At 44.7% G+C, this 23,938-nt stretch carries 29 protein-coding genes and 1 pseudogene; 9 read left to right on the top strand and 21 right to left on the bottom strand.

What is annotated here, in order from left to right:
* The 8 genes and pseudogenes from BOQ04_RS10630 to BOQ04_RS07130 form a co-directional block, all read right to left on the bottom strand.
* A pseudogene (locus BOQ04_RS10630) lies at nucleotides 1-704 on the bottom strand (transposase); the annotation flags it as partial.
* 40 nt (nucleotides 705-744) lie between these two features.
* Nucleotides 745-2,358, bottom strand: coding sequence for a hypothetical protein (locus BOQ04_RS07160; protein WP_143742164.1), 1,614 nt, complete (start codon nucleotides 2,356-2,358; stop codon nucleotides 745-747).
* 16 nt (nucleotides 2,359-2,374) lie between these two features.
* Nucleotides 2,375-3,487 (bottom strand): DegT/DnrJ/EryC1/StrS family aminotransferase, encoded by a 1,113-nt coding sequence (locus tag BOQ04_RS07155; RefSeq protein ID WP_198929303.1) that lies wholly within the window; start codon nucleotides 3,485-3,487, stop codon nucleotides 2,375-2,377.
* A gap of 5 nt (nucleotides 3,488-3,492) precedes the next feature.
* Nucleotides 3,493-4,362, bottom strand: coding sequence for a class I SAM-dependent methyltransferase (locus tag BOQ04_RS07150; protein WP_076024066.1), 870 nt, complete (start codon nucleotides 4,360-4,362; stop codon nucleotides 3,493-3,495).
* 90 nt (nucleotides 4,363-4,452) lie between these two features.
* A complete protein-coding gene (locus BOQ04_RS07145) occupies nucleotides 4,453-5,634 on the bottom strand; it encodes an ATP-grasp domain-containing protein (RefSeq protein WP_076024065.1) in 1,182 nt (393 codons plus the stop codon).
* Nucleotides 5,635-5,643: 9 nt separating this feature from the next.
* A complete protein-coding gene (locus BOQ04_RS07140; protein ID WP_076024064.1) occupies nucleotides 5,644-6,693 on the bottom strand; it encodes a Gfo/Idh/MocA family protein in 1,050 nt (349 codons plus the stop codon).
* Nucleotides 6,686-7,501, bottom strand: a complete 816-nt coding sequence (locus BOQ04_RS07135) for a hypothetical protein (protein ID WP_076024063.1) — start codon at nucleotides 7,499-7,501, stop codon at nucleotides 6,686-6,688. Before BOQ04_RS07135 ends, BOQ04_RS07140 begins: the two co-directional genes overlap by 8 nt.
* A 24-nt stretch (nucleotides 7,502-7,525) precedes the next feature.
* Nucleotides 7,526-9,013: a mannose-1-phosphate guanylyltransferase/mannose-6-phosphate isomerase gene (locus tag BOQ04_RS07130; protein WP_076024062.1), complete on the bottom strand. Its 1,488-nt coding sequence runs from the start codon at nucleotides 9,011-9,013 to the stop codon at nucleotides 7,526-7,528.
* Between the two features lie 173 nt (nucleotides 9,014-9,186).
* Between BOQ04_RS07130 and BOQ04_RS10720 the strand changes: the two genes are divergently transcribed.
* Entirely contained in the window at nucleotides 9,187-9,324 is a 138-nt protein-coding gene (locus tag BOQ04_RS10720) for a hypothetical protein (protein WP_158025484.1), read from the top strand.
* A 110-nt stretch (nucleotides 9,325-9,434) separates the two neighbouring features.
* On the opposite strand, the gene BOQ04_RS07125 is transcribed toward BOQ04_RS10720, so the two are convergent.
* The 9 genes from BOQ04_RS07125 to BOQ04_RS07085 form a co-directional block, all read right to left on the bottom strand.
* Nucleotides 9,435-9,743 (bottom strand): high-potential iron-sulfur protein, encoded by a 309-nt coding sequence (locus tag BOQ04_RS07125; protein ID WP_076024061.1) that lies wholly within the window; start codon nucleotides 9,741-9,743, stop codon nucleotides 9,435-9,437.
* Nucleotides 9,744-9,892: 149 nt separating this feature from the next.
* Complete coding sequence (locus tag BOQ04_RS07120) at nucleotides 9,893-10,108, bottom strand: hypothetical protein (RefSeq protein ID WP_076024060.1); 216 nt, start codon at nucleotides 10,106-10,108, stop codon at nucleotides 9,893-9,895.
* 5 nt (nucleotides 10,109-10,113) lie between these two features.
* On the bottom strand, nucleotides 10,114-10,917 hold the full coding sequence (folE, locus tag BOQ04_RS07115; RefSeq protein ID WP_076024059.1) for a GTP cyclohydrolase I: 804 nt from the start codon (nucleotides 10,915-10,917) through the stop codon (nucleotides 10,114-10,116).
* Between the two features lie 14 nt (nucleotides 10,918-10,931).
* Nucleotides 10,932-11,303 (bottom strand): MAPEG family protein, encoded by a 372-nt coding sequence (locus BOQ04_RS07110; RefSeq protein WP_076024058.1) that lies wholly within the window; start codon nucleotides 11,301-11,303, stop codon nucleotides 10,932-10,934.
* Nucleotides 11,304-11,305: 2 nt separating this feature from the next.
* On the bottom strand, nucleotides 11,306-11,959 hold the full coding sequence (plsY, locus tag BOQ04_RS07105; RefSeq protein ID WP_076024057.1) for a glycerol-3-phosphate 1-O-acyltransferase PlsY: 654 nt from the start codon (nucleotides 11,957-11,959) through the stop codon (nucleotides 11,306-11,308).
* Nucleotides 11,960-12,026: 67 nt separating this feature from the next.
* Nucleotides 12,027-12,419, bottom strand: a complete 393-nt coding sequence (vapC, locus tag BOQ04_RS07100) for a type II toxin-antitoxin system tRNA(fMet)-specific endonuclease VapC (RefSeq protein WP_076024056.1) — start codon at nucleotides 12,417-12,419, stop codon at nucleotides 12,027-12,029.
* Nucleotides 12,416-12,649, bottom strand: a complete 234-nt coding sequence (locus BOQ04_RS07095) for an antitoxin (protein WP_076024055.1) — start codon at nucleotides 12,647-12,649, stop codon at nucleotides 12,416-12,418. The genes vapC and BOQ04_RS07095 overlap by 4 nt, the downstream gene beginning before the upstream one ends.
* Nucleotides 12,650-12,751: 102 nt before the next feature.
* Entirely contained in the window at nucleotides 12,752-13,681 is a 930-nt protein-coding gene (xerD, locus tag BOQ04_RS07090) for a site-specific tyrosine recombinase XerD (RefSeq protein ID WP_076024054.1), read from the bottom strand.
* 4 nt (nucleotides 13,682-13,685) lie between these two features.
* Nucleotides 13,686-14,171 (bottom strand): YajQ family cyclic di-GMP-binding protein, encoded by a 486-nt coding sequence (locus BOQ04_RS07085; RefSeq protein ID WP_076024053.1) that lies wholly within the window; start codon nucleotides 14,169-14,171, stop codon nucleotides 13,686-13,688.
* 94 nt (nucleotides 14,172-14,265) lie between these two features.
* Here BOQ04_RS07085 and murB point away from each other — a divergent pair, with 94 nt between their 5' ends.
* Nucleotides 14,266-15,303, top strand: coding sequence for a UDP-N-acetylmuramate dehydrogenase (gene murB, locus BOQ04_RS07080; protein WP_076024052.1), 1,038 nt, complete (start codon nucleotides 14,266-14,268; stop codon nucleotides 15,301-15,303).
* 22 nt (nucleotides 15,304-15,325) lie between these two features.
* Here the strand turns inward: murB and BOQ04_RS07075 are convergent, their stop codons facing one another.
* Nucleotides 15,326-15,520, bottom strand: a complete 195-nt coding sequence (locus tag BOQ04_RS07075) for a DUF2191 domain-containing protein (protein ID WP_076024051.1) — start codon at nucleotides 15,518-15,520, stop codon at nucleotides 15,326-15,328.
* A 54-nt stretch (nucleotides 15,521-15,574) separates the two neighbouring features.
* Nucleotides 15,575-16,780, bottom strand: coding sequence for an exodeoxyribonuclease VII large subunit (xseA, locus tag BOQ04_RS07070; RefSeq protein WP_076024050.1), 1,206 nt, complete (start codon nucleotides 16,778-16,780; stop codon nucleotides 15,575-15,577).
* Nucleotides 16,781-17,094: 314 nt separating this feature from the next.
* Here xseA and BOQ04_RS07065 point away from each other — a divergent pair, with 314 nt between their 5' ends.
* The 7 genes from BOQ04_RS07065 (at nucleotide 17,095) to BOQ04_RS07035 (ending at nucleotide 22,382) form a co-directional block, all read left to right on the top strand.
* Nucleotides 17,095-17,727 carry a MotA/TolQ/ExbB proton channel family protein gene (locus BOQ04_RS07065; RefSeq protein ID WP_076024049.1) on the top strand — a complete coding sequence of 211 codons (633 nt, stop codon included), beginning with the start codon at nucleotides 17,095-17,097 and terminating at the stop codon, nucleotides 17,725-17,727.
* On the top strand, nucleotides 17,724-18,170 hold the full coding sequence (locus BOQ04_RS07060) for an ExbD/TolR family protein (RefSeq protein WP_083657551.1): 447 nt from the start codon (nucleotides 17,724-17,726) through the stop codon (nucleotides 18,168-18,170). Before BOQ04_RS07065 ends, BOQ04_RS07060 begins: the two co-directional genes overlap by 4 nt.
* 51 nt (nucleotides 18,171-18,221) lie before the next feature.
* Nucleotides 18,222-19,313: a tetraacyldisaccharide 4'-kinase gene (lpxK, locus tag BOQ04_RS07055; RefSeq protein ID WP_076024086.1), complete on the top strand. Its 1,092-nt coding sequence runs from the start codon at nucleotides 18,222-18,224 to the stop codon at nucleotides 19,311-19,313.
* Nucleotides 19,314-19,325: 12 nt separating this feature from the next.
* Complete coding sequence (locus BOQ04_RS07050; RefSeq protein WP_076024048.1) at nucleotides 19,326-19,505, top strand: Trm112 family protein; 180 nt, start codon at nucleotides 19,326-19,328, stop codon at nucleotides 19,503-19,505.
* A gap of 12 nt (nucleotides 19,506-19,517) precedes the next feature.
* A complete protein-coding gene (gene kdsB / locus BOQ04_RS07045; protein ID WP_076024047.1) occupies nucleotides 19,518-20,276 on the top strand; it encodes a 3-deoxy-manno-octulosonate cytidylyltransferase in 759 nt (252 codons plus the stop codon).
* Nucleotides 20,277-20,372: 96 nt separating this feature from the next.
* Nucleotides 20,373-21,038, top strand: coding sequence for an adenylate kinase (adk, locus tag BOQ04_RS07040; RefSeq protein WP_076024046.1), 666 nt, complete (start codon nucleotides 20,373-20,375; stop codon nucleotides 21,036-21,038).
* A 114-nt stretch (nucleotides 21,039-21,152) separates the two neighbouring features.
* Nucleotides 21,153-22,382 (top strand): dicarboxylate/amino acid:cation symporter, encoded by a 1,230-nt coding sequence (locus BOQ04_RS07035; protein ID WP_076024045.1) that lies wholly within the window; start codon nucleotides 21,153-21,155, stop codon nucleotides 22,380-22,382.
* 56 nt (nucleotides 22,383-22,438) lie between these two features.
* On the opposite strand, the gene galE is transcribed toward BOQ04_RS07035, so the two are convergent.
* Together galE and nrdR are read right to left on the bottom strand one after the other, a co-directional pair.
* Nucleotides 22,439-23,449 (bottom strand): UDP-glucose 4-epimerase GalE, encoded by a 1,011-nt coding sequence (galE, locus tag BOQ04_RS07030; RefSeq protein ID WP_076024044.1) that lies wholly within the window; start codon nucleotides 23,447-23,449, stop codon nucleotides 22,439-22,441.
* A gap of 41 nt (nucleotides 23,450-23,490) precedes the next feature.
* Complete coding sequence (nrdR, locus tag BOQ04_RS07025; protein ID WP_076024043.1) at nucleotides 23,491-23,937, bottom strand: transcriptional regulator NrdR; 447 nt, start codon at nucleotides 23,935-23,937, stop codon at nucleotides 23,491-23,493.
* Nucleotide 23,938: the final 1 nt, after the last annotated feature.

Below are 23,938 nucleotides of genomic sequence, written 5' to 3'. Positions count from 1 at the left end.
TTAAACAGACGGATACTTCTGCCATCTTGCAACTGGTCATGCATAAAGTGACCGAAGGGAATCCCGCGGGACGATTGACCAGACTTGGTTAATACTCAGCGGCACGACCAATGCATCTGGCTTATCTCGCACCAAACGCTTACGGGGTTTGATGCGCAGGTTGAGCTCAAGCTCGCGGTAAATCCGGTAGATGCGTTTGTGGTTCCATGTGTAGTTCTTGACATTGCGTAGATACAAATAACAAAGGCCAAACCCCCAACTGCGGTTGTTGTCCGTTAAGCGGATCAGCCAGTTGGCAATGAGCTCGTTCTGCACATTGTTCTTCGCTTCATAGCGATAGCAGGTCTCGCTCACGCTAAAGATAGCGCAGGCCAATCGAATGGGGATTGCCTTCTCTCTGACTGCCTTTTGGGCCATCTCACGTCTGTGAGACGGCCTCACCACTTTTTTGTGATGGCCTCGTTTAAGATCTCCGCCTTGAGCTTTTCTTCGATGTACATCTTCTTAAGCCTGGCATTTTCAGCCTCAAGCTCCTTCATGCGGGCCATCATGGAAGTGTCCATGCCGCCATATTTAGAGCGCCACTTGTAGAAAGTAGCAGTGCTGATACCCAGTTCACGACAGATTTCTGGAACTGCTAGGCCAGCATCCACCCGTTTTAGGGCATCCATGATCTGGCTATCAGTAAATTTAGAACGCTTCATGTAGAACTCCTCTATATTCGAGAAAATTCTACCTCTGAGCTCAGTTAACCTGTGGGGGGATTACCCGTTTAACGTTTTGGATGCCCGAACAGGATTGGGGGGTCAAAATAAGCAGCTCTTGATTCTCCGGCATTTGCCATTCCTCTGGTACAGCATGATGGGCGTAAATGGCAAAACCTGCTGGCGCCTTGAAATTCCCAAACTGGATCCGCGGAACCATCGTCAAGATCACTATTGAGGCCGCCCTTTGAATCTCGCTTTCAAAATCCAAATCTGGACGCAACTGATTGACTGTTTGTCCATTTTCATAGGGGGAGATTTGTAGTTGTGAAAATGGGGTCAACACTGCAAAAAAGGAATCTCTTGTTTCATTTTTCTGATATAGCAATTTACATGAAGGATCTGTATGCAATTTTGCAAGGGTAAATTGTACGAATTGATAATACTCAATCACCTCAAAATTCCAGCGACTACCTTGAAAAATATTAGGATCTTGCACTAATACTGCCTGATTAATCACCATACTGCTTGGTAAAAAATAATTCGTTCCGGTCCAACGATTTTGCCCAAGGGTTAAGGTCATCCATAAACTACTAATGACGAAGAAATAAAAAGCTACCCTCTTGTATTTTTCTAGCAAGGCATAAAGTGTGACAATACCAACGCTGCTAGCAGTTGCTATCCGAAATATTTCAGCCAAATGTAATGAACCAGAAATCAACAAAAGGGTGGCTAATGACAATTTAGCCAGAATGGCATTAGTGTTCTTAACACGAATCTGAAACAGCGAAACAATAAAGACTGCTAAATTAAGCCCCCAAATAATGCTGATGAAAATCCAACGTATCTCGCCGTGACGCCAACCATGAATGACGGCCTGAAATACGGCACTTAAGATAAAGCCATTGCCAATGTATTGGAAACTCTCTTGTGCATAGATCTTCGGCAAATCAATAGACAACAATACCCAGTAGGAAATTAAATGGTGTTGATATAAATAAGCAAAAAATATTCCTAATGGCAAAACCAAGCCGGCCAGCATGGAGCCATATAGAACCAAAGAATCTTGTCTTGCTTCCCTGCCCGTAACATTGAGATCATAAATAAAAGACAATAGAATCAAGAGCACTATAGCAGGAGCCAGGCCCTCTCTGGATAAAACGGCAAGACCAAAACTTATTCCACCGAGAAGAAATTTTAAGGGGCTAGAGTTTGGAACTATAAGCGCATAAAGGCCTAACACTAAAAATGGAAACGCAATGTAGTTAGACCACGGGTAAATTGCCAGTGGATGAAACAAAAATAAACCCGTAATTACATATAAGGGTGCCACCTTACTTGCCAAGACTTTAACGGAAATTAGATAAACGCCCCATATACCGACTGCATAAAAAATTGAAGTAAGCACAATTAAGGATAGTAAATTTTTTCCAATCCCAAATCCAACTGCTTGAACCAATGTAGTTAGAAAACCATACTGAATAAAGATATCTTTATAGGGGAGCTTTCCACCCCAAAAATCTTTTGCATTTGAAAGCATTAATCCCCAATGATGAGGATCTAGAGTGTAAGCACCCTGAGCAACCGATAAAGAAATGATTGCTATTAAGATGAGTGCAATGTATGACCGACGAAGAATTTCGTTTTGACCCAAAGCACAACCATTCCCTTTATGATACGCAGGATTTGATGGCGTCAATGACAACTCCTTGTTGCTCTGGTGTTAAGTCAGGATAAATCGGTAGGCATAAAATTTTATTGGCGACATCAGTTGATACCGTCAGGTTTTCCGGATTAGCTGATGGGAAATTTTTATACATCGGAAAACTACTGATTAATGGATAAAAATACCTACGAGTAAAAACACCATAGGTTTTCAATTTTTCATAAAGGGCATCTCGTGATAAGGGAAATTGAGGCGTCACTAAAACTGGGAAATAAGAATAATTACCCACAACATGATAGGGGGCATGAATGCACTCAATACCGCTTACTGCGCTTAAACTTTGTCGATAAGTATGATCAATATTTTTTCTGAGTTCTATAGCTTCATTTACGTATTTAAGCTGCAATAATCCAAAAGCAGCATTTACCTCGCTCATCTTGCCATTAATTCCAGCCTCAATCACCGTGATTTCATCTGTAAATCCAAAATTCTTCAGCTGGTCAATTCGAGTCTTGGTCTGAAGATCCGGAGAAATGATTGCACCGCCCTCAAAGGTATTAAAGACTTTAGTAGCATGAAAACTCAGCACAGATAGATCGCCGTAATTTAAGATGCTTTCACCAGACTCAAAGCGCACACCAAATGCATGGGCTGCATCATAGATCACCCTAAGTCCATACTTTTTTGCTAACCCCTCAATTGCAACAACATCACAAGGATAGCCATAACAATGCACGGGCATAATTGCCGTAGTGTTGGGAGTAATAGCGGCTTCAATCTTGGCGGGATCGAGATTAAGCGTGAGTGGATCCACATCAACAAATACTGGGGTAATGCCGTTCCACAACAATGAGTGTGCTGTTGCAACAAAAGAATATGGCGTTGTGATTACCTCCCCCTTAATTCCCAAGGCCTGCAGAGCGGTAATTAGAGCGATTGTGCCATTTGAAAATAAAGATAAGTGCCTTACACCAAGATATTCACAGAGCTTTGCCTCAAGTTCTTGGTGAAAAGCGGCCCCATTTGTCAGAACCCCACTTGCCCAAATTTTTTCCAGGTAAGGATAAAACTCATCCAAGGGGGGTAAATATGGCTTGGTAACGTATATGTTTTGCATCTTGATTATTGAACCTTAGGAATCAACTTTAAGAATCGCATTACATTTGGACGCCCTTCAGAACAGATCAGATACCGATTGTCGTCAGTGAAATCGTTTAACTGAGTAAATTGAGTTAAATCACGGACAGCAGGCTGAACGGCATCAATTAAAAAATATCTACTAGCCATTAATAGTAACTTAAAGTACTTTTCCTCGAATTCATCAACCCAGTTATGAATTTCAATCAAAATATAGGCATGTTGAAAAGTCCTCAGAAATTCTTCATTGAGAACCTCAAATTCACCGCCCTCTATATCTACTAGCACTACAGAATTATCGATAACATCTTGAGATAATTTTTTTGCCAACGTTTCGTCGGCCGCGCCAAAAACATGCACCCTTTCAGAGACAGCATTGAGATCAGCATTTTTTTTGATAGTTTTTTGACCTTTCTCACTAATTTCAAAACAGTAAGAATGTTTATAGAAACCGCTTTTCACCAGGCCAATTCCATAATATCCGTCAGCTGCACCTATATCAATGAAATTAGGCTTTTTAGTAAGGGGCTCAGAAACTAAAACGTCGAGCAATTCCCGCTCATACAAACCAAGAAGCATCGATGCTTTATCGGGAGCACCCCACCAAGCATCATCAGATAACCTCAAATCCTTCAGTGGTCCATAAGCCACTACACCACCCATCATTTCGAATACCTCCCTGGAAACCCTTAACCTTCTTTCATATACGGTCTCCTTTCTCCAGGCCTCTCTTTGCTCCATCGGGGTATTTTTTGATCGCTTTAGAGCGCCAAAGAAAAATTTCTCCTCTTGCTTCAAAAAGTTCGCCAGTTCCGGCGATATATTGCTTTGAGGCTTTATAAATTTATCAAACATTCAAAAATCCATTCTTAAGGGCGTTACATAGACTATTTAATAATCTTTATTTCATAAAAATTAAGCTATCACTCTAATGCAAGCTTAACCTCAAAGGGTCTGAACCCTTGATAATTTGTACAAATTTTCTGTCACTGTTTCCATTGTGCGTCTTGCTAAATGCTCAATGAAAAAAATTCCCGCCCTGTCCATGGGTGCCGCACGCAATAATTCACCTACTTTTTTTATCGGCACATAACTTACTTTTGCATCTTTGATATCGATTTCAGCCGCAGCAAAAATTACATCTGAATTACAACTTAAAGTATGGCGAGAAAAATTTTTATGACTTACTTTAGTTTCCACATCTGGTGAAAGGTTAATAAAAGCACTCACATAGAGAGATGCGTAGTTAATACCGGTTGATTTCTGAATGAGCAGGCTATATAAATCACCTGGACACCTACGGCAACTTTCAACCAAATATACCCGTTTACCATCCGAAATAAATTGGGTATGAAGCAAACCATCCGCCAGATTTAGATCTTTTGCAAAGATTTCAAGCCAGATACGCATTTGCTTTTTAACGCTAACACTAAGCTTAGTAGAGACATATGAGCTATTAACTTGATATGGATGAATAGTGCAGTATTCATTCACAAAAAAATCTGTTGTTATTTTTCCCGCCTTCAAAAAAGCGGAATGGCTATATAGCCGCCCCTCTACAAATTCCTCGAGCAAAAATTCGCCCCCTAGTGCCGAGAACTTCCCGCAATCAATAAATCGCTTTAACTCTACAAATTTATCAAATCTTAGAATCCCTCTGCCACTAAATGAGGCCATTGGCTTCAATAGTGCCGGAAATTTCATTTGTTTGAAATTTGCAATTTCAGTCTCATGATTTGGAATGGGATAACCTTTTTCTTTCCCCAACTTGCGATACTCGTTTTTTTGATTAATCACCTTGACTGCCCGCACATCATCATAGCCCGGCAATCCTAGTTTCTTTGCAACCCAAGCACAGGAAATATAGGAAATGTCTGTGCAACCAGGCACTAAATAATCAAAATTATTTTCTTTAAATTTTTTAAGTAATTTACTTTTATTGGAATAATCAAAAATATAAGATTCATCCGCCAGAGCATGACAAGGATCTGCATCCCTAGATCCACATACCGCTACACGAAGACCTTTTTCCTTTAATGCCTCCAAAAGTGGGATTGCACTAAAGCTGGCATCACATAAGAGTACAGATTTTTTAATTGTTTTCTTGATCATTTTTTCTGCAATCAATCTGACTTTTTAGTGGATTGAGATTTCTCTTGCCTGCTCAGCAGATTGGAATATTGCTTCAATTACTTTCAAGTTCTGCAAACCATCAAAAGCGGTTACTTGAGGCTTCTCAAGCCCCTTAATGACATGGATGAAATGATTTAACTGGCCCGCCAATGGATCTTGGCGTTCGTAATTTATCTGCGCTTCCAGGAGGGGCTTCCACCAGGATCTTTCCCCCTCTTTTTCAAAGTATTTAAGACGCATAGAAGGGATTGCCAAAGAACCATTAGTACCGCTAACCACATAACAATCTTCATCACGATAATTTGGGTAACTTAAATTTTCACCCGCGGTTAGCTCCCAACTTTTTGCAGAGGATGCCGTATCCGATAACGCAAAAGTGCCAAGGGCCCCACTTTCAAAGCGAAAATTAATGACCACGGTATCTTCCACAAGAAATTTACGTCTATTATTTGACGTCATTGCCTGAACGGATGAGATCTCTCCACAAAGGGCTCTCAAGTTTCCTATTTCATGGATTAAGTTGATTAATATTGGCCCCCCGCCAGGCTGCGTTCTCCAGGGTCCATCCAGAAAATATTGATCTGGCTTAAAGAATAAGGCGCTTCCCATAACAACCACAATCTGACCCAGTCGACCCTCCTGGATAATTTTTTGAGCAACTCGAATAATTGGGCTATATGCGCGATGGTGCCCCACAAGAACCGGACATTTATTTTTCTCAATTAGTTCCATCAAAGCCAATCCTTCGATATAAGAATCGGCAATTGGCTTTTCTATCAAAACTGGAACATTTCTAACAATACATTCACGAGCCTGCTCCACATGAAATATATTTGGTGAAGAAATGATAACCCCATCCAAAGTAAGTGATTCGAACATTGAATTTAGAGCATCAAAAAGTGGGACATTTAGCAGTCTACCAATTTCAACATTTTCATCAGTTTTAGGGGCAACGATACAAATAAGTTCGCACTCTGGATTTTGAAGGATAAGTTCAATGTGCTTTTTACCTATTAATCCAGGACCAACGACTGCCAATCTCAATTTATTCATGTCTCCCCTCTCTTAGTCTAGATGCCATGGGAGGAAGTAAAAATTGATCCCAGTCTATACCAGGCGATAACAAATTCACCATACAGTGAGTTGCAAGAGAGGGAATGGGGCTCAATAAAAGACGTTCTTTTTTCGCCAATTCATCAAAGACTTGATGATCCATTCGGTCAGAGCTCAATATTTCTAAGTCTTCATTAAACTTTTCAATAGACACTATAAATGAATAGCATGTACTTGGGATGCTGCGCCAATGCCTATCTCCAGCTACGTAAATTTTAGATTGCAGATTTACATGGGACTCATGAAAACCTTTTGTATAGGGATATTTATCCGGATGATCATATAAAGAAATATAGTCAACCGGAATATCACTGGACAGTAATTGATTCAAATGCCGAACCCAGCTATAGTCATGAAGATAATCATTTTCCAAGATATAAACATAATCGTTTAGAGAGTAATTCATAGTTCTAACTTTATTGAGGAGATGTAGGCCGGCCAATCTTTGTGATCCGCCCTTAAATATCTCCAAATTGAATTTAAAATTATTCCCGCCGAAATTACACGCGCCATCTCGGTAATACCTGCTTATAAAATTTTCCTCGTAAGACTCAGGTGTGCCATCAAATAAAACAGTTAAATCAACATCGAGCTCAAGATTTTTTTGATCGAGAGAACGCAATAAATTGATGAAACAAATTTCATGAGAAAACCAATCGGGTCTATTTTTTCCAACTCCAGAGTGGATGTGCTTATAAAAAATATGCAATTTTTTTCTGGGCCTTAAAAAATTCAGGATATTTTTCATAAGCATAAATTTAAATGTAGCCTGCTAACTGCGACCGTAGGTATCTTCGAATCGCACAATATCGTCTTCACCAAGATAACTCCCCGACTGAACTTCAATAATCTCTAGTGGAGTGTTGCCGGGGTTAGCTAAGCGATGTGTTTGTCCTTGCGGAATATACGTACTCTGGTTTTCAGTGAGTAGGATGACTTGATCGCCATTGGTAATTTGTGCAGTACCTTTGACCACAATCCAATGCTCGGCTCTGTGGTGGTGCATTTGCAATGAAAGACTGGCTCCTGGTTTGACCTGAATGCGCTTGACCTTAAAACGCTCTCCCTCATCTACACTGTCATACCAACCCCAAGGACGCGATACCTTGCGATGCAGATTCTTCTCTTCACGCTTTTGGGACTCTAATTGATTGACGATGTTTTTGACGTCTTGACTGTTTTTACGATCAGCTACAAGCACTGCATCAGCCGTCTCGACAATTATGAGGTTTTCAACACCAACGGCGCTCACTAGGCGGGTGCTGGCGTGGACTAAAGAGTTTTTGGAGTTGGTTACTAAGGTATCGCCACTAGTGACGTTGCCATCTGGATCTTGCTGACCCACTTGCCAGACAGCATCCCAAGCACCCAGGTCATTCCAGCCGGCATCGAGTTCGACCACTTTAACTACGTACTTACTTCCTGGGCATTTTTCTATCACGGCGTAATCGATGGATTCACCGGGAACCGTCTTGAAAATATCTTTGTCGGGTCGAATGAAGGTCGCCTGTCCTGACTGGTCTATTGTCTTAGCAACCCACGCTGTTTCTGTGGCGCTAAAAATATCGGGGCGGAATTCTTTCAAGGCGGCTAGCCAAGTACTGGCACGTAATACGAACATGCCGCCATTCCACAGGTAGTTACTATCCTTCAGATAAGCTTGGGCAGTTGCACTATCTGGCTTTTCGACAAACTGCTCGACAACATATTCTTGATTTGCACCCTGAATCGCGCCACATTTAATGTAACCATAACCAGTTTCAGGCGATGTTGGAGTAATCCCAAGAATGGCAATGGTTTGCTTCTTTTCATCAGCCTGAACCACTGCTACGCAATCTTGCAGGGCTTTGATAAATGCAGCCGTATTCTGAACGGTTTGATCTGCAGGAGTAATCACCAAAATCGGATCATCTTTGCCGGCATTTTGACTACCTTTCGCTTCAAATGCTGCCAAAGTGAGGGCTGGCGCCGTATTTCTGCCAATAGGCTCTAAGAGCAATGTGGCAGAAATATCTTTTAATTCACGTAACTGGTCTAAAGCTAAAAAACGATGCTCTTCATTCGTAACGATTAAAGTGGGGCCCAAATTAATATCAGGCCCTCCAATGGCATTTATCCGCTCAACGGCCTGTTGAAAAAGGCTACTTTGAGAGTCGTCGCCAGACAGAACCAAAAACTGTTTTGGAAACCCCGAACGCGATAAAGGCCAGAGTCGCGTACCCGAACCGCCGCACAAAATGACTGGAATGACTTGACTCATAGACTAAAGAGATCAGTCTTTAAATTCGAGGGAGTTGGGCTTGAAAGCATTTCTTCATTTTATAGGCTTTTCATTTGGCCAAAATTATTTAGAATAGGATTAAGGCACAAGCAGGGTAACAAATTGATGACCTGGCCGTGCCCCAAAAAAAAAGACATTAACAGGAGATCAACATGGCATTACCTACAATTAAATTACGCAATTCAGTGACAGAATGCGCTCAATCAATTCGCAAAGAGAACTTTGGGAAATTCCAAAACTACAGCATCAAAGACTGCATCGCCTCGATTGCAGCCTCAAAAGTGCAGTAATGGTGCAAATCTAGAGCTCCGCAGAAATTGGGGGCTCTATACAAAAAAAGGTCACCCTAGAAAGTGACCTTTGATTTACTACCCAAATGAGGGGTTTGGGTAAAACGTACTTAAGCCTTTTTAGCGTAAGCAGAGCACCAGCCAGCATTAGCAACTTGTTTGCCAGCAAACAAGGCGCAACCACCAGCAGCAGAACTAGCAGCACCTTGATAGAGTGCGCATGAACCACAATGTGAACCCGCAACAAACTTAGGATATTTTGCTTTATCCACTTTGGCTGCATCAGCCACATAACCTAAAGCAACCGCCTGGGGATCAGTAGCAGATACCATGGCTTGGGCTTGAACTTTGCTGTTCAAGGCCAATGTACAGGCACCAGCAGCAGACAAAATCATAAATTGGCGACGACTATTTTTCATATGAACTCCAAGAGATTGTAAGAATGATGTTGTGGAACTAAACGCATCATAGAGCAGATGAAATCAGGGTGCTAGAGCTACCCCAAGTAATTGATTTCATTAGATTAATAGTTGAGAACTGTTCTCAAGAATAAATCTATACCACCAGATTAATGCCAACCCTTTAAGTTCATACAAGCAATACGCTGTTTGACATGCACGCCCCCACCGGCCTCAGGGTAGTCTTTGGCGCAATCCAAGGCATCTTTTTGAAAAGTAGCTTGGTTATTTTTAGCCGGGTCCTCATTGACGGTGGGGTAACTTGCACAAGCCAATAGGCTTGCGCTGATGAGTGCCATACCAATGAGTTTGAATCCCTGTTTCATCAAATTTAGCGCTTATCTAAGAGAGATAAAAACTCTCTACGTAAATTAGAGTCCTTCAAAAACGCACCGCGCATCACGCTATTGACCATCTTGGAGTCACGATCTTTAACACCGCGCCACTGCATACAAAAGTGATCCGCATCCATCACGATCGCTACGCCAATTGGCTTAATTTTTTTCTCCAGCATGTCCGCTAACTCCACTACCGCCTCCTCCTGGATTTGCGGACGGCACATCACCCACTCTGTTAGGCGTGAATACTTTGACAGGCCTATCAGCGCCGACTCCTTACTTGGTAAAACCCCAATCCAAATGCGGCCCATGATGGGGCACAGGTGATGCGAACACGCACTGCGAACCGTAATCGGACCAATAATCATCAACTCATTTAAGCGGCTCACATTGGGGAACTTGGTCAAAACAGGCTGCTCAACATATCGGCCATTAAAGACTTCTTTGACAAACATCTTGGCCACACGGCGACTGGTGTTTTGAGTGTTGTGATCACTTTTTGTATCAATGACCAAGCTTTCTAAAACCGCTTGCATTTTTTGCGCCACTTCATCGACCAAACCATCTAATTCACCAGGCTGGATAAAAGCAGAAATGTTGTCATTAGCATTAAAGCGCGCTTTTTTTGCCTCAATGCGCCTACGAATCACTACCGATAAGGGTGTACCAGCATCGCTTGTTTTAGTGGTGACTTTCGGGGTCGCTTTGCTTGTGACTTTGGCTGTAACTTTGGCGCTGACTTTTTTTACAGATAACTTAGTAGGCGTCTTCTGAGAGGCCGTTTTGGTGGTGGGCATGTAGGCCTTTTGAATTAAATTTGAAAGAACAGTGCGATGACGCAAGCAATGCCAGCTGCCCAGACCAGCGATCTGGCAGTGGGCCAATTAGCCACATAACAAAGCAAATACGTCATGCGCGCAATCACAAAACCAATTGCCAGCAAATCAATGCGCTCCTGCGGTGCATGCGCTACCGAGGCAATGATCACAGCAGCAAAAAAGAGGGGTAGAGATTCAAAAAGATTGGCTTGGGCTGCATTGGCGCGCGCCCGAAAGCCAGTCTGCTTGGCAAGCCACTCCCGCGGAGCACCATTGTCATAGCCCTCAAAGCCTTTTTTAGCGATCCCTGCAGCCACATAGGGAAGTAGCCCCATAACGAGTACACATGCAAATGCGATGGTCATGCTTAACCCTCCTCTGATTGAATAGATTGCACTACTTTTTTTGCACCAATGCGCGACTCTTTACCAGCCAGCAAATTTGTAATATTGTTGCGATGGCGCCAAATCAGCAAAAGACATACGACTACCAGCGCGATACCCATTGGCTGAAAGCCAAACAAAAACACGAAATAGATCGGGCCAAATATCGCTGCCGCTAGCGCTGCTAAAGAAGAGTAGCGCATAAAAAGCGCCACGATCAACCAGGTGCTCAAAGTAGCTAAGCCCAAAATCCAGTTAATGCCAAAGAGAATTCCACAGGCTGTCGCAACGCCTTTGCCACCCTTAAAGCCATGAAAAAGCGGGAAGAGATGCCCTAAAAACACCGCAATGACTACGCTACATAAGATCCAAGAATTCAGGGTGGAGGTGAGGGAATCACTGCCCAAAATCATCCGCGCTAATACGACCGCAACAAACCCTTTGAGGGCATCACCCAAAAAAGTCAGGGCGGCTGCCAGCTTATTACCCGTACGCAGCACATTGGTAGCCCCGGGATTGCCCGAGCCATAGGTATGTGGATCAGGCAAGCACATGCACTTGCTAACCACCACTGCAAAGGAAACCGAACCAATCAAATAACCAATTGGAATGAGCAAGAGATCGAAATTGAAATTCATGAAGCTATCTTAATCATTTATTACCTGCATCGACTTATCTCCGAACAAGATATGCATTCACTTGCTTCTAGACCCAGTTTTCCAGCCTTAAACCAGGTACCCTTGAAAACTCTTTTTGATTATTAGTTACCAAGGGAAAATTTAAGGCAAGGGCTTGCGCTGCAATCATCGCATCCAATGATCCAATCGGATGCCCAGCCTTTTCAAGCTGGGCCCGCAACTTGGCGTAGGCCCAAATGCATGCCTCGTCAAAAGAAAATATAGTCAGTGGAGCCAGAAATAGCTCCAAGGCTTGTTTATTGGGCAAGGAATCTGTCTTTTCAATTCCAAAGGCCAGTTCTGCTGCCACGATACTTGAGATACCAACCTCTCCCGCAGCAAAATCCTTAAAGCGTTCTATCACTGCTGGCGGTTTTTGATTAATGATGTAAATACAAATATTCGCATCAAGCAAGATCAAGGAGCAATCCCCACTCTTTCTTGTTGCTCTGGCTGATCGCGGGTCAATTGCAACCCAGCCTCAAAACCAGCCAATGATGCCGATATTGCGGCAAACAAGCCATTTTTTGGCAAAAGCAAAACACCGCCGCCAAAATGCTGAACTGTTACTTCAGAGTCGGTAAATCGATATTCCTTAGGCAGTCTTACAGCCTGGCTTCTGCCCGTCTTAAAAACCTGTGCTGTATCCATGACTTAGTCCTTTAATATGATACATATCATTGATATATACTTTACAGAAAAGGGCAAAGCTTTACAAGTTAACTTCAGAAATATTTATCACCACCATTGGCTTTAGGTGCCACGTGGATGGTGCTGCTGATGAATCGACTTGAGGCGTTCTCTGGCCACATGGGTGTAAATCTGGGTAGTTGAGATGTCGGCATGCCCCAATAAGAGCTGTACTACCCGCAAATCAGCCCCATGATTGAGCAAATGGGTCGCAAAAGCATGGCGCAAGGTGTGTGGCGATAGTGCCACAGGAATATTAGCTACCGTGGCATAACGCTTAATCAGGGCCCAAAAAGCTTGCCGGGTCAATGCGCCACCAGTGTGACGCCCCACAAATACCGCATCGCTGGTTTTCCCCTCAAGCAAGGGTGTTCTAGCCTCGGCAAAATAACGCCGTAGCCACTGCCCTGCCTCGCCTCCAAAAGGCACCAAACGTTCTTTGCCACCTTTACCATTGACAATGCGCACTACGCCTTCATTAAGACCAATCGCCACGGTTTTTAAAGCAACGATTTCTGAAACACGCAAACCACTGGCATACATAAGCTCTAACATCGTGCGATCACGCAGACCCAAAGGGGTATTAATATCCGGTGCGTTCAATAAAGCGGTGACTTGATCCTCACTCAACGTTTTTGGAAAGCGCAGTGCTTGCTTGGCAGCGCGCAAACCAATACAGGGGTCACGTTTTACCAAGTTCATACGTAAGGCATGGCGATAAAAGCGCTTAAAGACAGTCAGGCGACGATTAGCGGTGGTTGCCTTATCAGAACGACGATGGGCAATATAGGCAGTGAGGTCTTTCTCGGTCACTGCATATAAATCAACCCCACTTTCTTTAAACAACCATTGGGCTAATAGCAATAAATCGCGGCGATAGGCTGACAAGCTATTTTGTGCTAGCCCATCTTCTAACCAACATGCATCACAAAAGCGCTCGATAGCCTCTTGGCTTGCTGGTGCTATTGCAGCTGATTTCTCAACCGCAATCATTTTCTTAGTCACGGAAATTATTAAAACCCAATGGCGCTTCTGTTATTTCTTTGCGCAATAAGGCCATGGTTTCTTGTAGATCATCGCGCTTGGCACCAGTCACTCGTACTGCATCCCCCTGAATACTCGCCTGCACTTTGACCTTACTGTCTTTAATCACGCGTACGACCTTTTTAGCCAATTCGGTTTCAATGCCCTTTTGGACCTTCATGGTCTGTTTGCGCTTATCGCCGCCAATGGTCTCGGTTTTTTCATCCTTGAGGTAGCGCACATCCACATTGCGCTTAGCCATCTTGCCGTAGAGCACATCACGTACTTGACCCAGTTTGAAATCATCGTCACCAAACAAAATGAGGGTTTCGTCTTTTTGCTCTACACGGCTATCAGAGCCTTTGAAGTCAAAACGATTGGTGATTTCTTTATTGGACTGCTCGATGGCATTTTTTAATTCAATCATGTCTGGTTCGCAAACCACGTCAAATGAGGGCATAGCTACTCCTTAATTAAATGCTTTATTAGTGAATGCTTTTCCAAGAATTACCCACTTTTTTTGAGCAAACTTGGAACACGAATAAGATTGTGGCATGAACTGTGCTCAAAATGCGCCCTTGCCAGCAAAATTGCTATCCCATTACGATCTGACGGATCGCAATACCTTTGGCCTTCAATGCCAGGCGCAGTTTGCCTATGAGGTCAGCGCGCCCGAGCAATTACCCGCACTCTTGAGCACTATTAAAGATGCCAATCTAGCCTGGAGAGTATTGGGCGGGGGAAGCAATGTCATCCTTCCTGCCAATTTGCCTGGGGCCACATTACTGATCAATATTCCCGGATGTGAAATCAGTAAAAGTGATGTTTCGTATACAGAGGTAATCGTTGGCGCAGGCATGGGCTGGCACGAATTTGTTAGCTGGACTTTAGATAATGATTTACCTGGCCTAGAAAACTTAGCTTTAATACCCGGAACGGTAGGCGCTGCACCGATTCAAAATATTGGTGCTTATGGTTTAGAAGTGGCGCAATTTATTGACTTTATAGAAGCTTATGATGTGCAGGCTAATGCCTTTGTCACCCTCTCAAAAGACGAGTGCCGCTTTGCTTATCGCGATAGCTACTTCAAGCAAAACCCGGGGCGATTTATTGTGACAAAGGTCGCCTTTAAGATTCCGCAGGCATGGAGCCCTAAGCTGGACTACGCTGAATTGGCTCAGGTGCTAGCGGACATTCAAGATCCTCGCCCACAAGATATTTTTCATACGGTCTGTCAAATTCGTACTAGAAAATTACCAGATCCCAAAGAGATTGGTAATGCAGGCAGTTTTTTCCAAAACCCGCTGGTGCCCCATACTCAATACGAGATGCTGAGTAAGGAATTTCCTGGCCTACCCTCTTACCCAGATCAATCTGGCAATAGAAAGCTAGCAGCTGGTTGGCTTATTGATCAGTGCGGCTTTAAGGGCCAGCGCGTAGGTGCTGTTGGTGTCTACCAGAATCAAGCCTTAGTGTTGGTCAATCATGGTGGCGCTACTGCGCAAGATATTCTCGATCTTGCAAAACATATTCAAGAAACGGTGCTGCAAAAGTTTGGGGTGCCATTGCAGATTGAACCCAATATCATCTGAATAAAGCGCCTATTACCTATTACTAATTACCAGATCGATGAGCAATCTCCTGCATCTGCGGCAATGATCCCCCCAATGCAATTAAGCGCTTAGATGCCTTCATTCGGATAAATGTTTTAATCGCTTCGCTAATGACATCGGAATCATCCATAGCAGGATCGGCAAACTCTAGAGCCTTTTCATACAAGGCATCTTCAATGGTTACTGTTATTTTCATAGGGTCTCCTTGTTCCAAAATAACGTACCGTTATTCGATATTGGCACTTTGGATTTATTGCCCTTGTAATACTTCCGAAAACTGCACCTGCACCTGACCCTCCGCTAACCGAATCTCAAAGCTGGTATCGGTATTGAGCTGCTTGGGATGACGCGCGGCTTGTTTTTGATTGTTCAGAATGACTGCATAACCACGTTCTAGGGTGCGCTGTGGGTTGAGCATTTCTAGTTGAGCAGCAAAGTGGCTTTGATTGCGTTTGAGGTTATCTACACGCACATTCCACGCCTGATTTAAACGTTGTTGCCAATTGGTAATTTGCTCGCGCATACGATCTGGATTGGGCAAAGCGTGATTTAAGCGCAGAGCCAGTTGATCCAAAGTTTGCGCTTCACGTTCGATTCTTTGTGTGGCACGTTGTAAAAGTGCTTGCTCGATTGCGGCTAACTCTTGCAAGAGTTGATCCTTACGGGGAGCGGCTAACTCGGCAGCGCCCGTTGGTGTAGGTGCACGCAAATCTGCAACAAAATCAGCAATCGTGACATCTGTTTCGTGGCCCACCCCACTGACTACTGGAATAGGTGACTGGGCAATGGCATAAGCCAATTGCTCATCATTAAAGGCCCACAAGTCTTCAATGCTACCGCCGCCACGCACCAGCAAAAGCAAATCGACAGCATGTTCTTTTTCTGCCGCCTTGAGCGCAGCCATGATTCCCGCAGGAGCATCTGGGCCTTGGACCAGGGTGGGATAGATCACAATGGGAATATGCGGCGCCCTTCTAGCCAAAGTGCTCAGGACATCCTTTAAAGCGGCTGCTTGTGGCGAGGTAATAATGCCAATGGAGCGCGGGTGACTTGGGATATCACGTTTACGCTCGGCATCAAACAAACCTTCATTCGCTAATTTGGCTTTGAGCCTTAAAAACGCTTCGTACAGTCCGCCCATCCCGGCGCGGCGTAAGGATTGCACTGTCAGCTGAATATCGCCCCTGGGCACATACAAACCCAAATTCGCACTCACCTCAACCAAATCACCGGATTGCGGCATAAAGCCAACTTGACTGTTACGCCCTCGGAACATCACGCAGCGGATCTGGCCTTCTTCGTCTTTCAAAGAGAAATACCAATGCCCACTGTCATAGGCTTTGAAGTTCGAAATCTCCCCGCTCACCCAAACGCTATCAAAACGCTCTTCTAAAGAGCTTGCAATGGCGCGGTTTAGATCGCCGACACTGAGGATTTGCTTAGATATTTCCGACATTTTTTCTTTTCATTCCTGTAATTATCAGGCTTTGCTGGCCATATCTATCCACAGAAGCTGATTGGCTCTAAAAGCATGGATTTGAAGTAAGTAGTTACTGACCCCGATCGTCTCATAAATCCAACACATTATTTTCAAGCCATTGTTTTATATCAACAAATATTCTAGATATTGGAGTCTCAATACACCCTTAAAACCCCAACTCCACCATCAATCAAGGACTTACCTCTCTTTGACTAAAAAGTTTTGCACAGAGTTATCCACAGGCAAGCAATCTGAAAGCGGGTAACTAATTGAGCTAAAGTACTGAGCTTATGTACTCCATTCTACTGTCTGCTGGCTGGCCTATTTGGCCCTTATTGATCATCTCCATCGTGGGGCTCGCCATCGTGATTGAGCGGGCCTGGTATCTACGCCAAATTCATATCCTGCCTAAAAATTGCCTGGAAACCGCTTTTAGCCTCACTGAACAGCTGGCCAAACAAAAAACACTGGCCCCAGCAGAAATTACCACCCTATCCCAATTGTCGCCTGCAAGTTCGCTATTTGCATGTGTCTTGCGTGAAAAGAGTGCTGGTCAAAGCGCTCAATCGGCCCTAGACGAACTGCAAGCAAGCGCTGGGGCTGTTTGGCTCAAATTGGATCGCTATCTCGGTGCATTAGCCACCATTGCTACAGTCGCTCCACTATTAGGCCTATTTGGCACAGTCATTGGCATGATTGATATCTTCGGTAGTAGTGGCGGCGCAGCAGGTAGCCCCCAACAGCTCGCACATGGAATCTCGGTAGCCCTTTACAACACTGCTTTTGGTTTACTCATTGCAGTGCCTGCATTGGCGGCTTGGCGTGGGCTAAGGGCGATGGCCAATCATCGTCAACGTGAGTGTGAAGAGTTCACACGGCAAATGTTTAAAAGACTCTATCCAGCTGCTTTGGAAAGACAATGAGTTGGTTAAGCCACCGCCGGCAAAATAGGTTTTCATTAGGAGCCGTTGAAGTTGCTCCTGAACCTGAGATCAATCTCATTCCATTTATTGATGTGCTCTTGGTGGTCTTGATCTTCTTGATGATCTCCACTACTTTTACACACTATCAAGAATTAGCCATTACCCTACCAACCGCAAATGGCAGCGACAGCCAAACAGAGATCAAGCAAATTCATATTGCTGTTAGCCGAGATGGTCGTTACGCCATCAATGGAAAAATGACTGATCGCCTGCAACTAAGCGAAGCGATCAATAGCATTACAAGCAAAGATGCCAATGGAAACATACAAGTTGAAATTGACGCTGATGCTAGAGCACCCCATCAAGCAGTGATGAGCGCCCTTGAAGCAGCGCGTGATGCCAATGTCACCAATATTGTTTTTAGTAGTCAAACTAAAAAATAATGGGCAAAAGTACAGTTCATGCTCTTTTCTAAAAAACCTATAACCGCGAAAATGCAAAAGGCTTTTTTTAAACATGCGCCACGCTTTTGGGAACGACGTGGACCCATCAGCCTCTTGCTATGGCCCCTTTCTTGGCTGTATGGCTTGGGTCTGCGTGCGCGCCAGCTCATAAGCGATCTTGAACTAGGGCAGAAAAAAGGCTTGCCGGTACCCATCATCATTGTGGGCAATATTCGGGTGGGTGGCACTGGTAAAACACCGATCGTGATTGCCTTAGCCACACAACTTGCACGGCTTGGTTGGAAACCAGGGATTATTAGTAGAGGCTATGGTGCCCAATCCTTATCCTCTCCAATGCAAGTGACCAGGGAGTCTGATCCTGCCATGGTTGGGGATGAACCGGTTCTGATTGCTAAAAAAACGGATGGGCAATTCCCAATGTGGGTTTTTCCAAAACGCAAGGCTGCTATTGAGGCACTACTCAAGCAATTTCCAGCGACCAACGTCATCATTAGTGATGATGGTTTGCAGCATGCCGGTCTTAAACGTTGGCCTGCACGCGAAGGTGGTCGTGATATTGAATTGGTAGTGCGCGATGCACGCGGTGAAGGTAATCGGTTTTTATTACCCGCAGGCCCATTACGCGAACCAAGCACGCGTGATCGTGATGCCACGCTCATGATTGGAATGTCAGCTAACAATGCATCCAGGCACAATCTCAACGATGAGTATTTTATGGGTCGTCGTGCCTTCAATTTAAGCGCCCGTTTGGGACAGCCTTACCAACTCATTCATTCTACTCACACGAATAGCTTGGCAGAAATAGCGCAGGCCTCATTGCAACATAATGTGCTTGCAGTAGCGGCTATTGGTAACCCACAGCGTTTTTTTGATGATCTCCAAAAAGAGGGGATTGCGCTCAAGGGAATTGCACTGGCTGACCATGCGACTTACACAGCCCCATTCTTTGAGAATCTGGCTGCTCAGTACATTCTGATTACCGAAAAGGATGCCGTAAAATGTGCGGGTATACAGGATGAGCGGATTTGGGTGGTGCCGCAGAATTTAGCGCTTCCCGAGGCATTCATTGAATGGGTCACATCCATTTTGCACAGACCAGACCCTCAGGGCTACACTTTATAAAACGGAAACAGCATGGACAAACGTTTACTTGAAATTTTGGTTTGCCCTTTGTGCAAGAGCCCATTGCATTTAGCTTCCTCAAAAGAGGAGCTCATTTGTAAAGCCGATCGCCTGGCATACCCCATCCGCAATGACATCCCCGTCATGCTAGTGGATGAAGCACGTAGCTTGACTGCTGATGAGTTGGTTTAAGCGCTCATTTTGATGAGTCAGTCCCCTCTGGAATTTCTCGTAGTTATACCGGCCCGCTTGGGTTCTACGCGCTTGCCGCGCAAACCTCTTGCTGACATTGGCGGTAAACCCATGGTGATTCGGGTGGCAGAGCGAGCAAAAGCATCGCTGGCCCAAAGCGTCATTGTGGCAACGGATTCACCTGAAATTGCCCAGGCATGTCAGGAACATCGAATTGAGTGCTTGCTCACTAGCGCCGATCACCCTACTGGTACCGATCGCATTGCCGAGGTAGCACGCCTACTCAAACTCCCTCCGCAAACTTTAGTCGTCAATGTGCAAGGTGATGAACCTCTCATTCCACCAGAGCTGATTAATCAAGTAGCCCAAACACTAGCCGATCATCCGGCATGCGCAATTTCTACAGTAGCCGTTCAAATCTGTGACCCAGCAGAAATTGACAATCCCAATGCGGTCAAAGTCGTACTCAATAAGGCGGATGAGGCGCTTTATTTCTCTAGAGCACCCATTCCCTTTGTGCGAGATCCCAATACACCAACAAGACACTTACGCCATTTGGGTATTTACGCCTATCGGGCTGAGTTTTTGCAGGCCTATACGCGCCTAGACCCGGCTCCTCCAGAGCAGGCTGAGGCCTTAGAACAGTTGCGCGCCCTGTGGAATGGCTATCGCATTGCTGTTCATACTGCCTCAGAAGCCCCGCCAGCAGGGGTGGATACCGCCGAAGACCTCGAGCGCGTTCGGCAAATCCTGGGTGATTTTCCGGCTTAAAGGGTCTCTGGCACTTCTCGGGGATAATCCTAAGACTTACGGGGTCAAGATCCCAAAAAAATACGAGACAATCTAAGGTCTTCAAAGGGGAAAACAATGCGGTTAATTCTGCTCGGTGCACCAGGTGCTGGCAAAGGAACACAAGCTCAGTTCATTTGTGAAAAATTTGGCATTCCACAAATCTCAACAGGCGATATGTTGCGTGCCGCAGTAAAAGCAGGCACTGAATTAGGTATTGCTGCCAAGAAAATTATGGATGCAGGCGGACTCGTTTCTGACGACATCATTATTGGCTTGGTAAAAGACCGTCTGACACAACCTGATTGCAGTAAGGGTTACTTGTTTGATGGCTTCCCACGCACCATTCCTCAAGCGCAGGCAATGAAAGATGCAGCCGTGCCCATCGACTATGTCCTAGAAATCGATGTACCGTTTGATGCAATCATTGATCGCATGAGTGGTCGTCGCGTTCATCCAGCCTCAGGTCGCACTTATCACATCAAATTCAATCCACCCAAAGTGGCAGGTCAAGATGATGTCACAGGCGAACCATTGATTCAGCGTGATGACGATAAAGAAGAAACGGTGCGCAAGCGTCTGCAGGTTTATAACGATCAAACCAGACCATTAGTGGAGTACTACTCTACTTGGGCCAACCAAAGTAGTGCAGCTGACACAGTAAAAGCGCCAGCGTATCGCAAGGTTAGCGGTACTGGGAAAGTGGAAGAGATCACAGCTTCGATCTATGCTGCTTTGAAGTAATCAGCATAAAGCCAAAAAAAGCCTGCGGTTGGTTTCGCAGGCTTTTTTATTGGTAGGGCAAGATTCGTAAACGTATTGCTTCATTTATGATTTAGCAAACAACTAGGGTTCCATATGAAATCAAATAAGCTCACCCAATTTATTCTTGGTGCCATGGTGCTCGGTATTATTTTTGGCTACCTCATCAATTGGTATGGCGTTCAATCCGGACTATCCAGCCAGTATGTTTCCTACATTTCGATATTGACAGATGTCTTTTTGCGTTTGATCAAAATGATCATCGCTCCTTTAGTTTTTTCCACCTTAGCTGTTGGTATTGCCCGCATGGGGGATGCCTCCACCATTGGACGCGTTGGCCTTAAAACCTTCTCTTGGTTCATCTCTATGTCAGTAGTTTCACTCTTGCTGGGACTCGTCATGGTGAACTTGCTCCATCCGGGCACAGGGTTAGACTTACCACTGCCCGAAATGACTGCCAGCTCAACGCTGAATAAAAATAGTCTTAATTTGGCAGATTTTGTAAAGCACATCTTTCCCACCAGCATCATCGATGCCATGGGTAAGAATGAAATTTTGCAGATTGTGGTGTTCGCCGTCTTTTTCGGGGTGGCCACTGCCAGCTTTGGCGAGCGTGCGCATGAGTTCTTACGCAATTTGGATATGCTCTCGCACATCATGCTCAAGATCACTACGGCAGTCATGAAATTTGCTCCCGTAGCGGTATTTGCTGCAGTTTCTGCTGCAATCGCTGAGAATGGCCTTGCAATATTGATGACCTATGGCAAATTCATGCTCAGTTTTTATGCCGCCATCCTGACCTTATGGATAGTGCTGATCTTAATCAGCTCAGTCGTCCTTAAGAAAAGAGTGTTTCATTTGGTATCCATGTTGCGCCAACCCATCTTACTGGCATTCACCACTGCTAGCTCTGAAGCAGCCTACCCTAAGACCTTAGAGCAAGTCGAGCGCTTTGGATGCTCGAACAAAATTGCTTCCTTTGTATTGCCGGTCGGCTACTCTTTTAATCTAGATGGCTCGATGATGTATTGCACCTTTGCCGCACTATTTATTGCCCAGGTGTATGGTATTGAGATGCCCCTTACCCAACAGCTTCTGATGCTCTTGGTCCTCATGATTACCTCTAAAGGTATTGCCGGAGTACCCCGCGCCTCACTAGTAGTGATCGCTGCCACACTCTCGCAGTTTCACTTACCTGAAGCAGGAGTGCTACTCATTTTAGGAGTAGATCACTTCTTGGATATGGCTCGTTCTGCTACCAACGTGCTGGGTAATGCTCTCGCTACTGCGGTGGTAAGCAAGTGGGAGGGTGAGCTAAAACAGTAGACTCTTCAAAATACAAATGCCAGCAGATGCTGGCATTTGTATTACGCGTTGGCGAATCAATACCCGGTAGGATTATTTTTTTGCCAATTCCACGTATCGCTACACATGCGATCAATACCTAATTTTGTCTCCCAGCCCAATAGTTTTTTTGCCAAACTAGCGTCCGCATAATATTCGGGCAAATCACCTGGGCGTCGCCCCACTATCTCATAAGGAATTTTCTTTCCAGAGGCTTTCTCAAAGGCGGCAACCATCTCCAAAACGCTGTAGGGCCTACCGGTTCCAAGATTGACTGTAATGAACGAATGACTATCACTTAAGGCATTGAGCGCCGCCAAATGTCCTGCAGCCAAATCATCAACATGAATATAGTCTCTCAAACCCGTTCCATCTGGCGTGGGATAGTCACCACCATAGATCAAGAGTTTTTCCCTCACCCCGACTGCAACTTGTGAAATAAACGGCATCAAATTATTGGGAACTCCAAAGGGATTCTCACCAATCTCGCCAGAAATATGTGCGCCAACTGGATTGAAATAGCGCAGCAAGGCAATGCGCAGTTGGGGATTTGCCTTCTTTAGGTCCCGCAATATATCCTCAACCATCAACTTCGTTCTCCCATACACATTGATGGGTGATAAGGGGGTAGTTTCACTGTAACAAACGGTATCTGGATTGCCGTAAACAGTAGCTGAAGAGGAAAAAATAAACGTATTTATTTTTGCCCGCATCATTTCCTCAAGCAAAACAATAGTGCCTGAAACATTGTTATCAAAATACTTAAGGGGTTCTTGTTCGGATTCTCCAACAGCCTTTAAGCCCGCAAAATGCATGACGGCATTCAATGAATACCGCTCAAACACCCTTCTCAAAAGCACTCTATCGCGAATGTCTCCTTCGATAAATTCAAGGTGTTTGCCCGTCAGCTTTTCAATTCGCGCGATAACCCCTTGATTACTATTCGATAAGTTATCTAAAACGACAACCTCAATCCCGGCATTCATGAGTTGCACCACCGTATGCGATCCGATGTAACCTGTGCCACCGGTAACAATGACTTTATTCATAAATCCCATCTGCGCAATAAATTATTTAATTAAGAAGAGTGTTACTTCAACTCTTTCAGGGCACTCTCAAAAGATTCAATGTCCGCAAAGCTGCGGTAGACAGAAGCAAAGCGGATATACGCCACCTTGTCTAAGCGCTTGAGTTCACGCATCACTAATTCACCGACGCGCTCACTGGGAATTTCTTTTTCACCTAGACTGAGGAGTTTCTCTTCAATCCGCCCAATGGATTCGTCCACTGAATCGGATGAAACCGGGCGCTTGCGTAATGCCAGCTTAATAGAGCTGGCTAATTTCTCGTGGCTGTATTCCACGCGACTGCCATTCTTTTTCACAATTGAAGGTAGTGCTAGCTCTGCGCGCTCATGGGTTGTAAAACGTTTGTCACAGGCAGCGCAACGGCGACGGCGGCGAATGGTATCGCCCTCATCCGATACCCGGGTATCCATCACCTGGGTATCGTCACCATGACAAAATGGGCAGCGCACG

It is taken from the genome of Polynucleobacter sphagniphilus (assembly GCF_001953355.1).
Lineage (GTDB): Bacteria > Pseudomonadota > Gammaproteobacteria > Burkholderiales > Burkholderiaceae > Polynucleobacter > Polynucleobacter sphagniphilus.
This window is presented reverse-complemented; position numbering and strand designations above follow the sequence as displayed.

What these genes read in the sequence shown, in the direction of transcription:
- plsY (WP_076024057.1), bottom strand. Translation starts at nt 11,959, where the DNA reads ATGAATTTCAATTTCGATCTCTTGCTCATTCCAATTGGTTATTTGATT.
- BOQ04_RS07150 (WP_076024066.1), bottom strand. Translation starts at nt 4,362, where the DNA reads ATGTTTGATAAATTTATAAAGCCTCAAAGCAATATATCGCCGGAACTG.
- folE (WP_076024059.1), bottom strand. Translation starts at nt 10,917, where the DNA reads ATGCCCACCACCAAAACGGCCTCTCAGAAGACGCCTACTAAGTTATCT.
- BOQ04_RS07135 (WP_076024063.1), bottom strand. Translation starts at nt 7,501, where the DNA reads ATGAAAAATATCCTGAATTTTTTAAGGCCCAGAAAAAAATTGCATATT.
- BOQ04_RS07130 (WP_076024062.1), bottom strand. Translation starts at nt 9,013, where the DNA reads ATGAGTCAAGTCATTCCAGTCATTTTGTGCGGCGGTTCGGGTACGCGA.
- BOQ04_RS07140 (WP_076024064.1), bottom strand. Translation starts at nt 6,693, where the DNA reads ATGAATAAATTGAGATTGGCAGTCGTTGGTCCTGGATTAATAGGTAAA.
- lpxK (WP_076024086.1), top strand. Translation starts at nt 18,222, where the DNA reads ATGCAAAAGGCTTTTTTTAAACATGCGCCACGCTTTTGGGAACGACGT.
- kdsB (WP_076024047.1), top strand. Translation starts at nt 19,518, where the DNA reads ATGAGTCAGTCCCCTCTGGAATTTCTCGTAGTTATACCGGCCCGCTTG.
- adk (WP_076024046.1), top strand. Translation starts at nt 20,373, where the DNA reads ATGCGGTTAATTCTGCTCGGTGCACCAGGTGCTGGCAAAGGAACACAA.
- BOQ04_RS07035 (WP_076024045.1), top strand. Translation starts at nt 21,153, where the DNA reads ATGAAATCAAATAAGCTCACCCAATTTATTCTTGGTGCCATGGTGCTC.
- BOQ04_RS07110 (WP_076024058.1), bottom strand. Translation starts at nt 11,303, where the DNA reads ATGACCATCGCATTTGCATGTGTACTCGTTATGGGGCTACTTCCCTAT.
- BOQ04_RS10720 (WP_158025484.1), top strand. Translation starts at nt 9,187, where the DNA reads ATGGCATTACCTACAATTAAATTACGCAATTCAGTGACAGAATGCGCT.
- BOQ04_RS07155 (WP_198929303.1), bottom strand. Translation starts at nt 3,487, where the DNA reads ATGCAAAACATATACGTTACCAAGCCATATTTACCCCCCTTGGATGAG.
- BOQ04_RS07125 (WP_076024061.1), bottom strand. Translation starts at nt 9,743, where the DNA reads ATGAAAAATAGTCGTCGCCAATTTATGATTTTGTCTGCTGCTGGTGCC.
- BOQ04_RS07120 (WP_076024060.1), bottom strand. Translation starts at nt 10,108, where the DNA reads ATGAAACAGGGATTCAAACTCATTGGTATGGCACTCATCAGCGCAAGC.
- murB (WP_076024052.1), top strand. Translation starts at nt 14,266, where the DNA reads ATGAACTGTGCTCAAAATGCGCCCTTGCCAGCAAAATTGCTATCCCAT.
- BOQ04_RS07075 (WP_076024051.1), bottom strand. Translation starts at nt 15,520, where the DNA reads ATGAAAATAACAGTAACCATTGAAGATGCCTTGTATGAAAAGGCTCTA.
- BOQ04_RS07085 (WP_076024053.1), bottom strand. Translation starts at nt 14,171, where the DNA reads ATGCCCTCATTTGACGTGGTTTGCGAACCAGACATGATTGAATTAAAA.
- BOQ04_RS07050 (WP_076024048.1), top strand. Translation starts at nt 19,326, where the DNA reads ATGGACAAACGTTTACTTGAAATTTTGGTTTGCCCTTTGTGCAAGAGC.
- galE (WP_076024044.1), bottom strand. Translation starts at nt 23,449, where the DNA reads ATGAATAAAGTCATTGTTACCGGTGGCACAGGTTACATCGGATCGCAT.
- BOQ04_RS07060 (WP_083657551.1), top strand. Translation starts at nt 17,724, where the DNA reads ATGAGTTGGTTAAGCCACCGCCGGCAAAATAGGTTTTCATTAGGAGCC.
- xerD (WP_076024054.1), bottom strand. Translation starts at nt 13,681, where the DNA reads ATGATTGCGGTTGAGAAATCAGCTGCAATAGCACCAGCAAGCCAAGAG.
- xseA (WP_076024050.1), bottom strand. Translation starts at nt 16,780, where the DNA reads ATGTCGGAAATATCTAAGCAAATCCTCAGTGTCGGCGATCTAAACCGC.
- BOQ04_RS07065 (WP_076024049.1), top strand. Translation starts at nt 17,095, where the DNA reads ATGTACTCCATTCTACTGTCTGCTGGCTGGCCTATTTGGCCCTTATTG.
- BOQ04_RS07095 (WP_076024055.1), bottom strand. Translation starts at nt 12,649, where the DNA reads ATGGATACAGCACAGGTTTTTAAGACGGGCAGAAGCCAGGCTGTAAGA.